The organism is uncultured Litoreibacter sp. (genome assembly GCF_947501785.1).
In the GTDB taxonomy this organism is placed as follows: Bacteria; Pseudomonadota; Alphaproteobacteria; order Rhodobacterales; family Rhodobacteraceae; genus Litoreibacter.
On the sequence record NZ_CANMXB010000001.1, the window covers coordinates 3,428,956 to 3,441,347 of the forward strand.

Annotated in this window: 13 protein-coding genes; 9 read left to right on the top strand and 4 right to left on the bottom strand. The window is 57.4% G+C overall.

Annotated elements, in window-relative coordinates; all coding sequences use genetic code 11:
• Positions 1–4: 4 nt before the first annotated feature.
• On the bottom strand, positions 5–1,696 hold the full coding sequence (locus tag Q0899_RS17080) for an acyl-CoA dehydrogenase family protein (protein ID WP_299194351.1): 1,692 nt from the start codon (positions 1,694–1,696) through the stop codon (positions 5–7).
• 147 nt (positions 1,697–1,843) lie between these two features.
• Here Q0899_RS17080 and Q0899_RS17085 point away from each other — a divergent pair, with 147 nt between their 5' ends.
• Positions 1,844–2,611, top strand: coding sequence for a sulfite exporter TauE/SafE family protein (locus tag Q0899_RS17085; RefSeq protein WP_299195407.1), 768 nt, complete (start codon positions 1,844–1,846; stop codon positions 2,609–2,611).
• Here Q0899_RS17085 and Q0899_RS17090 read toward each other — a convergent pair.
• Both Q0899_RS17090 and Q0899_RS17095 read right to left on the bottom strand, forming a co-directional pair.
• Positions 2,608–3,120, bottom strand: coding sequence for a DUF3859 domain-containing protein (locus Q0899_RS17090; RefSeq protein WP_299194353.1), 513 nt, complete (start codon positions 3,118–3,120; stop codon positions 2,608–2,610). The two genes, Q0899_RS17085 and Q0899_RS17090, sit on opposite strands and share 4 nt — an antisense overlap.
• A gap of 16 nt (positions 3,121–3,136) precedes the next feature.
• Positions 3,137–4,735 (bottom strand): phosphoenolpyruvate carboxykinase, encoded by a 1,599-nt coding sequence (locus tag Q0899_RS17095; protein ID WP_299194355.1) that lies wholly within the window; start codon positions 4,733–4,735, stop codon positions 3,137–3,139.
• A gap of 326 nt (positions 4,736–5,061) precedes the next feature.
• On the opposite strand from Q0899_RS17095, the gene Q0899_RS17100 reads away from it, so the two are divergent.
• From Q0899_RS17100 to Q0899_RS17130, 7 genes are all read left to right on the top strand, one after another.
• Positions 5,062–5,763, top strand: a complete 702-nt coding sequence (locus Q0899_RS17100; protein ID WP_298298105.1) for a response regulator transcription factor — start codon at positions 5,062–5,064, stop codon at positions 5,761–5,763.
• Between the two features lie 67 nt (positions 5,764–5,830).
• A complete protein-coding gene (locus Q0899_RS17105; RefSeq protein WP_298299065.1) occupies positions 5,831–7,498 on the top strand; it encodes a sensor histidine kinase in 1,668 nt (555 codons plus the stop codon).
• 52 nt (positions 7,499–7,550) lie between these two features.
• Positions 7,551–7,970, top strand: a complete 420-nt coding sequence (locus Q0899_RS17110) for a serine kinase (protein ID WP_298298108.1) — start codon at positions 7,551–7,553, stop codon at positions 7,968–7,970.
• A 17-nt stretch (positions 7,971–7,987) separates the two neighbouring features.
• Positions 7,988–8,878 carry an RNase adapter RapZ gene (rapZ, locus tag Q0899_RS17115; protein WP_299194358.1) on the top strand — a complete coding sequence of 297 codons (891 nt, stop codon included), beginning with the start codon at positions 7,988–7,990 and terminating at the stop codon, positions 8,876–8,878.
• 59 nt (positions 8,879–8,937) lie between these two features.
• Positions 8,938–9,336 (top strand): PTS fructose transporter subunit IIA, encoded by a 399-nt coding sequence (locus tag Q0899_RS17120; protein ID WP_298298114.1) that lies wholly within the window; start codon positions 8,938–8,940, stop codon positions 9,334–9,336.
• Positions 9,329–9,598: an HPr family phosphocarrier protein gene (locus Q0899_RS17125; protein ID WP_298298119.1), complete on the top strand. Its 270-nt coding sequence runs from the start codon at positions 9,329–9,331 to the stop codon at positions 9,596–9,598. The genes Q0899_RS17120 and Q0899_RS17125 overlap by 8 nt, the downstream gene beginning before the upstream one ends.
• Positions 9,599–9,613: 15 nt before the next feature.
• Positions 9,614–10,507, top strand: a complete 894-nt coding sequence (locus Q0899_RS17130) for a lysophospholipid acyltransferase family protein (RefSeq protein WP_298298122.1) — start codon at positions 9,614–9,616, stop codon at positions 10,505–10,507.
• Position 10,508: 1 nt separating this feature from the next.
• On the opposite strand, the gene Q0899_RS17135 is transcribed toward Q0899_RS17130, so the two are convergent.
• Positions 10,509–11,384 carry a 3-hydroxybutyryl-CoA dehydrogenase gene (locus Q0899_RS17135; RefSeq protein ID WP_298298125.1) on the bottom strand — a complete coding sequence of 292 codons (876 nt, stop codon included), beginning with the start codon at positions 11,382–11,384 and terminating at the stop codon, positions 10,509–10,511.
• A gap of 170 nt (positions 11,385–11,554) precedes the next feature.
• On the opposite strand from Q0899_RS17135, the gene Q0899_RS17140 reads away from it, so the two are divergent.
• Positions 11,555–12,373 (top strand): DUF6473 family protein, encoded by an 819-nt coding sequence (locus Q0899_RS17140; RefSeq protein ID WP_298298128.1) that lies wholly within the window; start codon positions 11,555–11,557, stop codon positions 12,371–12,373.
• Positions 12,374–12,392: the final 19 nt, after the last annotated feature.

Below are 12,392 nucleotides of genomic sequence, written 5' to 3' on the forward strand. Positions count from 1 at the left end.
TGGATCAGCCCAAAAGGCGGCGGGCGATCACTTGTGCCTGAATTTCGGCGGCGCCCTCGAAGATGTTGAGGATACGTGCGTCGCACAGGATGCGGCTGATCTTGTATTCCAGCGCGAAGCCGTTGCCCCCGTGGATTTGCAACCCGTTATCGGCGCAAGACCATGCGACACGTGCGCCGAGCAGCTTGGCCATGCCGGCCTCAAGGTCGCAGCGGCGGTCATTGTCCTTCTCGAAGGCGGAGAAGTAGGTCAACTGACGGGCCACCATGGTTTCCACGGCCATCATGGCCAGCTTGCCGGAAACACGGGGGAAATTGATCAGGCTCTTGCCGAATTGCTTGCGGTCCTGGGCGTATTGCATCGACACGTCCAGGGCGGAGGCTGCGACGCCCAGCGCACGGGCGGCGGTCTGGATGCGCGCGGATTCAAAGGTTTGCATCAGTTGTTTGAAGCCCTGGCCTTCTACGCCGCCCAAAAGGTTCTCGCCTTTGACTTTGAAATTGTCGAAGGCCAGCTCGTACTCCTTCATGCCGCGATAGCCCAAGACCTCGATCTCGCCGCCGGACATGCCGTCGGTCGGGAAGGGGGCCTCGTCCGTACCGGGGGTCTTTTCGGCCAGAAACATCGACAGCCCTTTGTAGTCAGAGGTGTCGGGATCGGTGCGGGCGAGCAGGGTCATGACCTGCGTTCGGGCTGCGTGGGTGATCCACGTTTTGTTGCCGGTGATGGTGTAGTCTTCGTTGGATTTGACGGCGCGGGTTCTCAGGGAACCGAGGTCGGAGCCGGTGTTTGGCTCGGTGAACACGGCTGTTGGCAGCGTTTCGGCGGAGGCCAGCTGCGGCAGCCACTTTTGCTTTTGTTCCTCGGTGCCGCCGCACAGGATCAATTCGGCAGCGATCTCTGACCGGGTGCCCAGCGAGCCTACGCCGATATAGCCGCGCGACAGCTCTTCCGAGACGACGCACATGGCCGTCTTGGACATGCCGAAGCCGCCATATTCTTCCGGGATGGTGAGGCCAAAGACGCCGAGCTCAGCCATTTCCTCGATGATCTCCATCGGGATGAGTTCATCTTTGAGATGCCAGTCATGGGCGTGAGGCTCGACCTTGTCGAGGGAGAAGCGGCGGAATTGCTCGCGGATCATCTCCATCTCGTCATCCAAGCCGGTATTGCCGACCGTGGCATTGGCAGCTTGTTCCTGCATCAATTCGACCAGCCGCGTGCGGGCGGCTTGGGTGTTGCCGGACTGGGTCAGAGCCATAACGGATGGGTTCATCATCGCGCGTTGGTCGTCCTGGGTCAGTCCCATATCTTGCGGGCGCAGCATTTCGCCTTGAGACATCGGGATGCCGCCGTAGATCTGCCAGAGGTATTCGCCAAACGCGATCTGGTGGATCAGCTGCTCGGCCTCGCCAAACTTGCCGTCAGCCTGCAGTTTTTCGGCCCAGTTTTGCATTTGTTGTAGGGCTTGCGCGTATGTGGCGAGCCAAGCCAAGCCATGGGCGGCAGTCTGGTTTTCCTCAAGCAAAGCAGCGGAAACGCGTCCGTCCTTTGTCAGAAGCGCCGCCACTTTGGCTTTCGCGGTCGCCAGCAATTCATTCACGGCCGGAACGGCGGCCGAGGTGTGCGTCAGCAGGTCCGAGATGACCAAAGGTTGTACGCCCGTCATTGTGATATCCTGCCCGTCATGTGCCATGTTCGAATCCCTAAACTCGCTTGAGATTGTTCTAGCCATTGTGCGAGTGCAGCGCAATTATAATTCGCGAAACATCCGTTGAGTGAATTAAAATGTCGCAGGCCGATTTCTGATGCGGAGGCCCGCGCCGCGTTATACTACCACGGTATGGAGCTTTTGCTGAGCAGCTACGGGGCAAGCACAATACTGGCCGCAGTGTCCATTGCCTTCGTCGCGGGCGCAATCAAAGGGGTTGTCGGGTTTGCAATGCCGACGATCATGATCTCGGGGCTGGCGTCGTTCATGTCGCCGGAACTGGCTTTGGCGGGTCTAATCTTGCCCACGCTTGTCACCAACGGGATGCAGGCTTTGCGACAGGGCATCGCCGCCGCTTGGGGGTCGATAAAGAAATTCCGGGTGTTCCTGAGCGTCGGACTGGTGATGCTGCTGCTCAGCGCGCAATTGGTCCGCATCCTACCTACGCATTGGCTGTTTCTTGGGATCGGGCTTCCGATCACCGTTTTCACTGCGAGCCAGTTGTTTGGCTGGAGGCCTGCCTCAATCATCCGCAACGTCCGGGCCGAGGCGGCGGTTGGCGCTTTGGCGGGTTTTGTCGGCGGAATGTCAGGAGTTTGGGGACCCCCAACCGTGGCCTACCTGACGGCGATCGAGACCCCAAAGAAGGAACATCTGCGCATTCAGGGCGCGATTTACGGACTTGGAGCGACGGCTCTATTCCTAGCACATCTGCAATCCGGGGTGATCCGTGCGGAGACGTTGCCGCTATCCGTGGGGTTGGTTGTTCCAGCCGTCCTGGGAATCTGGGTGGGTTTTCAAGTTCAAGACCGCATCAATCAGGAGCTTTTTCGCAAAGTCACGCTTTGGGTGCTGCTCCTGGCGGGATTGAACCTTCTGCGACGCGGTTTGGCGGGCTAGCTTGTCAGGGACACCCCGTCGCAAACTCCTGCAAGCTGCGGTAGCAGCGCGGGGTCAACCACCTGGAAGGTCACGCTGTAAAGCGTCCTGAACCCTTTTCTCGCCTCAAAGGTCCACGTGCCTTCCACGAACTCGTAAGGGTGCTCGAACTCAAAGAAATTGAGATTTGAGCCCTTGGGCGTCATGTTGGCCGTCCAGCTGTCTTGGGTCAGCTCAGACCCAATGAAGGGCGGATGCGTGACGGTGATGCGGACATTGTTCAACACCCTCGGCGCAACCGGTCGCATGTCCACCCCCAGAGCCAGGCCTTTGACCAGCGGGATGGTTTGGGTTTCCGCAACGATCTTTTGCCAGTCCTGCCGGACCTGCACCGTGCCGGTTGCGGTATCTGGCGCCGCAATCGTCTCGTCCGTATCCGAACCGCAGACAAGTCCGAACTTCAGGTCCTGAACGCGGGTTTGGTCAAACGAAACGCCCGCCGCCATGACTGGCAGCGGGACAAAAATCATTGATATCAGGAGCTTGTTAGCCAATCGCCGCCGCTTTCACATCAGCGTCAATATGGGGCAGATATTGTTCGAAATTGGCGGAAAACATATCCACCAGCTTTGCTGCCTGACGGTCATACGCCTCCGGATTGTCCCAGGTGCGGCGCGGATCCAGGATCACATCAGCGACCCCTTCTGCGGAGACAGGTACATCAAATCCGAAATTGGCGTCCCTTCGGAATTCCCCTTTGTTCAAGGAGCCGTCCAACGCTGCGCTTAGCAATGCGCGAGTGGCGCGGATTGGCATGCGGGAGCCTGTGCCGTAAGCCCCGCCGGTCCAACCCGTGTTGACCAGCCAGCATGTCGAGCCGTGTTTGGCGATCTTTCCCTGCAGCAGCTTGCCATACACTTCCGGACGACGGGGCATGAAGGGCGCGCCGAAGCAGGTGGAGAATGTGGGCTCAGGCTCGGTCACGCCGCGTTCGGTGCCTGCAACCTTGGAGGTGAAGCCGGACAGGAAGTGATACATGGCCTGCGCAGGGGTCAGCCGCGCAATGGGGGGCAACACACCGAACGCATCGCATGTCAGCATGATGATATTCTTGGGGTGCCCGCCCAGCGCGGTTTCTGACGCGTTAGAGATGTAGTGCAGCGGGTAAGCGCAGCGCATGTTTGCGGTCAAGCTGTCATCCTCAAAATCGAGCTCTTTGGTCTCCGGGTCGAAAACCATATTCTCGATGACCGTGCCGAATTTCTCCGTGGTGGCGAAGATCTCGGGCTCTGCTGTCGGCGACAGGTTGATGGTCTTGGCGTAGCAACCGCCTTCAAAGTTGAAGGAGCCGCGGTCCGACCAGCCGTGTTCATCGTCGCCAATCAACGTGCGGGACGGTTCCGCCGACAAGGTGGTTTTCCCGGTGCCTGACAATCCGAAGAAGATGGCGGTATCCGCCGGATTGCCGGGCGCGTGGTTGGCCGAGCAATGCATGGGCATGATGCCCTTTTCAGGCAGCAAATAATTGAGAAGGGAGAAGACCGACTTCTTGTTCTCACCGGCATAGGCCGTGCCGCCGATCAGGATCAGCTTTTTGTCGAAATGCATCGCGATCACGGTCTCGGAGCGGCAGCCATGCTTGTCCGCATCCGCTTTGAAGCTCGGGCAGTTGATAATGGTGAATTCGGGGATGAAGCTTTCCAGCTCGGAGGCCTCCGGGCGGCGCAGCATGTGGCGGATGAAGAGGCCATGCCAAGCCAGTTCCGTCACCACCCGGACGTCAAGTCGCTGCGACGGGTCCGCCCCGCCAAACAGGTCTTGCACGTAGTAGTCTCGGCCTTTCATGTGGGCCAGCATATCGGCGTGGAGCACATCAAACTTGTCCGCATCCATCGGCGCGTTGTTGTCCCACCAGATCGAGTTTTCAACGCTTGGTGTTCGGACCACAAACTTGTCTTTGGGGGACCGCCCCGTATGGGCGCCGGTGGTAACCAGGAAAGCGCCTCCTTTTCCCAAGGTGCCTTCGCCATTTTTGAGAGCGGTCTCGATCAGGGCAGGTTCCAGATAGTTGTAGTACACGTCTCCAAGTCCGGTGATGCCTTGGGTGTCCAGCGTGTGAGCTGGGTTAACGCGTCCGTGTGTCATGGAATGCTCCTGTCGCGGGGGGTCCAATCCCCGCCGGTCAGTTGTCACGCAGAGGGCCAATACCGCGTGTCGCCGCTGCAGTGCGGCGTGTCTCAGGTATACCAACAGGCAATTGTGCTTGGAACCGGCAAGAGCACCATAGTTAGCGTTATCATGGGGGCATAGCCCTGCGAATTGTGCGGCAAATTAGTCAAACATTAGGGATGAAATGGCCAAATTGACTCATGTCAGCGGTGATTCGGAACAAAATCATTGATTCTTAGGGGGTCTCAGCGGATGGTATGAAAAAAATAAAAATGAAAACGAGCAGTACAAAGGGTTTCCCCATGTCAAAGATTGCGTTGGTGGACGACGACAGGAATATCCTGACGTCGGTACAGATGACTCTGGAGGCCGAGGGCTTCGAGGTTGAAACATATAATGACGGGCAAAGCGCACTGGATGCATTCTCCCGCAAAATGCCTGACATGGCAGTGTTGGACATCAAGATGCCTCGTATGGACGGCATGGATCTGTTGCAGCGCCTGCGGCAGAAATCCGAAGTACCCGTTATTTTCCTGACATCCAAAGACGACGAGATCGACGAAGTGCTCGGCCTGCGCATGGGTGCAGATGACTACGTCCGCAAACCATTCTCGCAGCGGCTGCTTGTCGAACGCATCCGGGCAATCTTGCGCCGCAAAGATGCCATTGCGAAAGACGATGCTGGTGAGGGTGAAGTCGCGCAGACAATGGTGCGCGGTGATCTGGTCATGGACCCGCTGCGCCACACCGTATCGTGGAAAGGCAACGACGTGTCGTTGACTGTCACCGAATTCCTGCTGTTGCAGGCTTTGGCGCAGCGTCCCGGGTTTGTGAAATCGCGCGACCAGCTGATGGACGTGGCCTATGACGATCAGGTCTATGTGGACGACCGCACCATCGACAGCCACATCAAACGTTTGCGCAAAAAGATGCGGACGGCGGATGATGAATTCTCCGCAATTGAGACGCTGTACGGCATCGGATACAGATACAACGAAGAATAAGAACCGTAGTTAGGCGTTGGGGATAGCAGTGGCGAACGTAAGACCTTCGGGTAGTGCCGAGCTGGAAATGGGTGAAGACTGGACGGATGAACATGTCTCCGTCGAGGCTGAACTGCAGTCCAGCCGGGAAAAGCGTAACTTCATTTCGCTGAACCGCTCGCCTCTGGCGCGTAAGATCATCACATTCAATCTGCTGGCACTGGTTATTCTGGTGGCAGGCGTGCTTTTCCTGAACCCGTTCCGCGACAGCCTTGTCGCACAACGCGAAGCGGGCCTGGTGTCCGAAGCCGAATTGATCGCGGATGTATTTGAAGCCCGCTTGGCTGGCGCTGCCGCGGCCAACCTGTCGGCTGGTGACGGTCTGGCTGCCGAGCAAACTCTGGCTGGATTGGACCTTTCGCCCGGCGTCGAAGTTTACGTATTTTCCGCCGACGAAACGCTTATTGCCAACACATTAGGGGTTGAGCGCGAAACTTTGGCTGGCACGGAAGCCCTGCAGCCCGACAATGACAGCACGATCATCACAAATTTCCTGAATTCCGTGTGGGACACCGTTTCCGGCATCTTTGGCCCGGCGGAGATCAATATGCCCAGCGTCAACGGCGAAGAAGAAGCGCGTCGACTGCTGGCAACCGCGCTGGAAGGGGAGACCCAAGTGCGCAGTGGCCTGGATGGGGCCGGCGGCAGCATATTCTCCGTAGCTACACCTATCGAACTGGCCGACGGCACCGTCGGTGTTATTGCCCTTACAACGGTAGCCGGTCAGATAGACCAACTTGTTCGCGTCGAGCGTGAACAGGTCTTGCAGATGTTTGTCATCGCTATTCTGGTCTCGATCGGACTGAGCCTCGTGCTTGCCTCCACCATTGCCAACCCGCTGTCAGACCTCGCGGCAGCGGCTGAGCTTGGTCGGGACAAGAACGCCCGCAAGGTCAGCCCTTCGAGGGTGCGTATTCCTGACCTGACCGCGCGGCCCGATGAAATCGGACGCCTGTCAGGGGCCATGCGTGGCATGGTGTCTGCGCTTTATGAACGGATCGACGCGAACGAACAATTTGCCGCCGACGTCGCGCATGAAATCAAAAACCCGCTGGCATCGCTGAGGTCGGCCGTCGGCACGCTTCACGTGGCCAAAACGGATGAGCAACGCGGACGTTTGCTGGAAGTCATTGAACATGACGTGCGCCGTCTGGACCGCCTTGTCAGCGATATCTCGAACGCGTCGCGGCTGGATAGCGAATTGGTCAAAGAGGATGAAGAGCCGTTCGACCTGATGAAGATGCTCAACAACCTGACTGAATACCTCGGGCAGCAGGCGGGCGAAAAGGGTGTCGAATTCATTCGTGACGTCCCGAATGAACCGATTATCATTCACGGTCTGGAAGCGCGGCTGGCGCAAGTGTTTGTAAACTTAATCACCAACGCCACATCGTTCTGCGAAGATGGCGATGCCGTTCGTATCTGGGCCCGCCGCCGCGATAACCGCGTTTTGGTGGTCGTAGAGGATACCGGCCCCGGCATCCCGGAGCAGGCCCTGAACAAAGTGTTCAACCGCTTCTATTCGGAACGGCCCGAGCAACAATTCGGCAACCACTCTGGCCTTGGGCTTGCGATCTCGAAGCAAATTATCGAAGCGCATGGCGGCGTAATCTGGGCGGAAAACATTCGCCCGACCGACGCGGATGTCACCTCCGAGCCGCTGGGCGCCCGATTTGTTGTCGGACTGCCGACCTGATGGGAATGCGCTCGCATCCTTCGGGATGTGAATTCCTCGGCGGGACGGCCTGATGCCAACGGATCACACCGAACCTTATCATGCGACCGCCGTAAGTATTGACGGTGCCGCGGTCCTTATGACGGGTGCGTCGGGATCAGGTAAATCCAGCCTCGCGTTGCAATTGATTGCGATCGGCGCAGGGCTCATCGCTGATGATCAATGCGACCTCTTTTCCGAGGGCGGCGCGCTTTGGGTCAGAAAACCCCGCGCGCTGCCAGCCCTGATCGAGGCGCATGGCATCGGACTGTTACCCGCGCCGCTCGCCCCGCCCGCGAAGGTGCGGTTGATCGTCGATATGGACTGCCGGTCAGAGCAGCGATTGCCCGAGGATCACGTGCGCAGATTGATGGGTCATGACATCAAGATGATCAAGAAAATCGACGGAAGCCATTTTCCCGCCGCGATTTCGCTGTATCTTAGGGGGATGTAGCAAGTTAGCCGATTGCGATGCCCGTGGACCGAAATGACCCGACCCAACCAATCGTTCTTGTCACCGGCCCATCCGGGGCGGGCAGGGCTACGGCAATCAACGCGCTGGAAGATCTGGGTTTTGAGGCAATTGACAACCTGCCGCTATCCTTGATCCCTCGGTTGCTGGCGGGCCCGAGATTGGATCACCCCCTTGCCTTGGGTCTGGACGTTCGAAACAGGGATTTCACTCCTGACGCGGTTTCAGGTGTCATGGACCAACTCTCCGCCAATCCCGATGCCGAGGGTCATTTGCTGTTTGTCGACGCGGATGTAGATACATTGATCCGGCGGTATTCCGAGACACGGCGCCGGCACCCGCTGTCGGCCGACAGCAAGCCCCGAGACGGGATCGAGCAGGAGCTACGCCTTTTGGAGCCGCTGAAATCCCGCGCGGATATCTTGATTGATACGTCTGAGCTGACGCCGCATGACCTGCGGGCGGAGCTGGTGAAATGGTTCGCCTCTGACGACAGTGGTGCGATGACGGTGACCGTCGAGTCGTTTTCCTACAAACGGGGTCTGCCGCGCGGCGCGGATCTGGTTTGGGATTGCCGATTTCTGAACAATCCGCACTGGGAGGAAACTCTGCGCCCAAAGAACGGAACCGATGAAGACGTGGCCTCTTATGTCCGCGCGGATCCGCGTCACGGCGCTTTTATGGCCCAACTCAATGACATGGCCGATCTTTTGCTGCCCGCGTTCCGCGATGAGGGGAAATCACATTTGGCCATATCCATCGGATGTACCGGAGGGCAACACAGGTCTGTTGCCGTGGCGGAAGAATTTGGCAAATCCCTTGCAAATAAGGGTTGGCAGGTGTCTATAAGGCATCGGGAAATAGAGAGGCGCCGGGCGGGGGATAGCTAGGTGCAAAGCTGGACAAAAGCGGCGTAGCCCAGAGGGCTGCGTTAAGGGGACCAAATCGGGTGATAGGAATAGTGATCGTCGCACATGGTGGGCTGGCAAGAGAGTATCTTGCAGCCGTAGAGCATGTGGTTGGCAAACAAAGCGGCATCCGCGCGATCACCATTGAAGAGAACCACGACCGCCCCTCCAAACAAACCGAGATTTGCGCCGCTGCGGATGACGTGGACACGGGCGACGGCGTTGTGGTGGTCACCGACATGTTTGGCGGCTCCCCCTCCAACCTTTCCCTGCAGGCCTGCGCCCCGCAGAACCGCCGCATCCTGTACGGGGCAAACTTGCCCATGCTGATCAAGCTGGCCAAATCTCGGAACCTGGATGTGCCGCAGGCCGTTGACTCCGCCATGGACGCCGGACGAAAGTACATTAACAGTTTTAGCGGGTTGGCCACAGATGGCTGAGCGGCAATTGAAAATTATCAACGAAAAGGGGCTTCATGCCCGCGCGTCAGCGAAGTTTGTCGAAGTGGTTGAAGAGTTTGACGCCTCAGCAAAAGTGACAAAAGACGGTATGGACGTGTCTGGTGACAGCATTATGGGCCTCCTCATGCTTGCAGCATCGCGGGGGACGTCAATCGACGTCGTGACTGAGGGAGCGCAGGCCGATGCACTGGCTGATGCACTTGAGGCCCTTGTGGCCGACAAGTTTGGCGAAGACTTCTGAGCGCGTAGTCAGACCATGACCGACACCCAACATGTGGACAAAAAGCCTGAGGAGATCACACCAGATCATCCCGAATACGTGGCATATGACCGCCGCAACCTGTCCTATGCCAACACCTTTACCAACCCTTTCAAACGGTTGGCCATCCAGACGCTGGAATTGTTCACCGGCAAACTGCACCTCCTGTACCTGATCCGCAAATTTGAGCGGGGCGGTGTCCAGTTCGGCCAGGGGTTTTGGAAAGACGCGCTGGACGTGATGGGGATCGAGCTTCAGACCCCCGATCAACAACTTCAGCGTATCCCCAAAACCGGCCCGGTCATCATTGTTGCCAACCATCCGCATGGCCTGGTCGACGGTATGGTGCTGGCGGAAACGATTGGCCGGGTGAGAACGGACTACAAAATATTGACCCGTTCGTTGCTGACTGGCGTGAACGCCATCGACCAATTCATGATCCCGGTCCCATTTCCGCATGAAGAAGACGCGTTGCAGCAAAACCTCGAGATGCGCCGCAAGGCAATGGAACATTTGAAGGACGGCGGGGTCATCGTGCTCTTCCCGTCAGGCGTTGTCGCCGCCTCTGAAACGTGGTTCGGCCCCGCCATTGAAAAAGAGTGGAACCCGTTCACCGCAAAGATGATCCAACGCTCCGGCGCAGCTGTGGTCCCGATCTTTTTCCCGGGCCAGAATTCACGGGCCTATCAGATTGCCAACCAGATATCGCCGACGCTGCGGCAGGGATTGCTGATTTACGAGGTTCGGCATGCCCTCTACAAACCCCAGGCGCCGGTCGTCGGAGAACCCTTTGACGCGGAAGAAGTCAAACAGTGGTCATCCAACCCGCGCGGGTTTGTGGCCTGGCTCAGAGAGCAAACTTTGGCGTTGAAGTCGCAGGTGAAAAAATAGGCTACCTGGTCGGGACCGGCGGATCCTGCCGGTAATCATAAAAGCCACGTTGCGTTTTGCGGCCCAGCCAACCGGCCTCCACATATTTGGTGAGTAACGGGCATGGCCGGTACTTCGTGTCCGCCAGCCCATCATGCAACACGTTCATGATCGCCAGACATGTATCCAAACCAATGAAGTCGGCAAGCTCTAGCGGCCCCATGGGGTGGTTGGTCCCCAGCTTCATCGCACTATCGATTGACGACACATTCCCGACGCCTTCGTACAGCGTGTAGACAGCCTCGTTGATCATCGGCATGAGGATCCTGTTTACGATGAAGGCCGGAAAATCCTCCGCTGATGCGGCTGTTTTGCCCAAACGCTCGACCACGCCGAGGCATGTTTTGTAGGTCTGCTCATCTGTTGCGATGCCCCGGATCAGTTCCACCAATTGCATGATCGGCACAGGGTTCATGAAGTGAAAGCCCATGAATTTCTCTGGGCGATCGGTGCGCGACGCCAGCCGCGTGATCGAGATTGACGACGTATTAGACGTCAGAATCGTGTCGGGCAACAGATGAGGCAGCAGATCGTCGAAGATCGCATTTTTGACCGTTTCACGTTCGGTAGCTGCTTCGATGATGAGGTCAGTTGGACCAACTTCAGACAATTTTAGGGTTGTCGAGATACGCGACAGCGTTTCCTTGCGGTCTTGCTCAGAAATTTTTTCGCGGCTGACCTGGCGTGTCAGATTGGCGTCAACAAGACTGACCGCCTTGTCGAGCGCATCCTGGGAGATATCGCTCATGATGACTTGATACCCCGCCAATGCAAAGACATGGGCGATGCCGTTGCCCATCTGACCTGCTCCGACAATCCCGACTTTGTTGATCTCCATTGGTCTGGCCTTTGCAGAAATTTATGGGCGAATGCCCGCACAGGATAGGCCGCGGCCCTGCAGGGGTACAAGGGGCCGTATCCGCTAAAAGTTTTGGTAAAATCGCAGTTTAGCAATTTCGAAACCCGTGATGCGCACATTCGGCTTGTGTGAGTCTAAGGAGGTGGGAAATGGCCTATGAAAGACCGGGCGAAAGCCCGATAAATTACCAGCAATGCCGATACGGCAACTCGAAACTTCTATTTCGGGGGCCGAAAGGAAATACGAAACAGAAATTCATGGCCTTCATTGGAGGCACCGAAACCTACGGGAAATACATTCTCCAGCCGTTCCCCAATCTGATCCAGAACCAGTTGGGCATGCCCTGCCTGAATTTCGGTGCGGTCAATGGGGGTGTTGATGCTTTCGCCAATGACGACAGCATCTTGTCGATCTGCAGCAGGGCCCGGGTTACCGTTGTTCAGGTTATGGGCGCGCATAATATGTCAAATAGGTTCTATTCCGTTCACCCGCGCCGAAACGACCGGTTTCTGAAAGCCTCGACGCTGATGCGTACGATATTTCGTGAGGTTGATTTCACGGAATTCGCGTTCACACGGCATCTGCTGACCACTTTAAAGACGTTGTCCCCGGATAAGTTTGAGGTGTTGGAACAGGAACTCAAGGCCGCGTGGCTAGCCCGGATGGAACTGCTGCTTAGCAAGATATCCGGGAAGGTCGTCCTTTTGTGGGTGTCCGAAGAACCACCTTCGGATCCGAAGCGAGAACGCGATCTGGGGAAGGACCCGCTATTTGTGGATCGGACGATGATCGCCGGGCTGAGAGAGTTGGTCAGCGACTACGTGGAGATTGTTGTTCCACGCGACATCATTGATCAAGGAACCGAAGGGATGTTGTATCCTGAACTTGAGGCTGCGGCAGCGCGGGAAATGTACGGCCCCGGTCTGCACCGCATGATTTCTGATCGATTGGTGTCGGTACTCAGTTAGCTTGTGACCAAAAAAGAGG

What these genes read in the sequence shown, in the direction of transcription:
- Q0899_RS17080 (WP_299194351.1), bottom strand. Translation starts at nt 1,696, where the DNA reads ATGGCACATGACGGGCAGGATATCACAATGACGGGCGTACAACCTTTG.
- Q0899_RS17085 (WP_299195407.1), top strand. Translation starts at nt 1,844, where the DNA reads ATGGAGCTTTTGCTGAGCAGCTACGGGGCAAGCACAATACTGGCCGCA.
- Q0899_RS17090 (WP_299194353.1), bottom strand. Translation starts at nt 3,120, where the DNA reads ATGATTTTTGTCCCGCTGCCAGTCATGGCGGCGGGCGTTTCGTTTGAC.
- Q0899_RS17095 (WP_299194355.1), bottom strand. Translation starts at nt 4,735, where the DNA reads ATGACACACGGACGCGTTAACCCAGCTCACACGCTGGACACCCAAGGC.
- Q0899_RS17100 (WP_298298105.1), top strand. Translation starts at nt 5,062, where the DNA reads ATGTCAAAGATTGCGTTGGTGGACGACGACAGGAATATCCTGACGTCG.
- Q0899_RS17105 (WP_298299065.1), top strand. Translation starts at nt 5,831, where the DNA reads ATGGGTGAAGACTGGACGGATGAACATGTCTCCGTCGAGGCTGAACTG.
- Q0899_RS17110 (WP_298298108.1), top strand. Translation starts at nt 7,551, where the DNA reads ATGCCAACGGATCACACCGAACCTTATCATGCGACCGCCGTAAGTATT.
- rapZ (WP_299194358.1), top strand. Translation starts at nt 7,988, where the DNA reads ATGCCCGTGGACCGAAATGACCCGACCCAACCAATCGTTCTTGTCACC.
- Q0899_RS17125 (WP_298298119.1), top strand. Translation starts at nt 9,329, where the DNA reads ATGGCTGAGCGGCAATTGAAAATTATCAACGAAAAGGGGCTTCATGCC.
- Q0899_RS17130 (WP_298298122.1), top strand. Translation starts at nt 9,614, where the DNA reads ATGACCGACACCCAACATGTGGACAAAAAGCCTGAGGAGATCACACCA.
- Q0899_RS17135 (WP_298298125.1), bottom strand. Translation starts at nt 11,384, where the DNA reads ATGGAGATCAACAAAGTCGGGATTGTCGGAGCAGGTCAGATGGGCAAC.
- Q0899_RS17140 (WP_298298128.1), top strand. Translation starts at nt 11,555, where the DNA reads ATGGCCTATGAAAGACCGGGCGAAAGCCCGATAAATTACCAGCAATGC.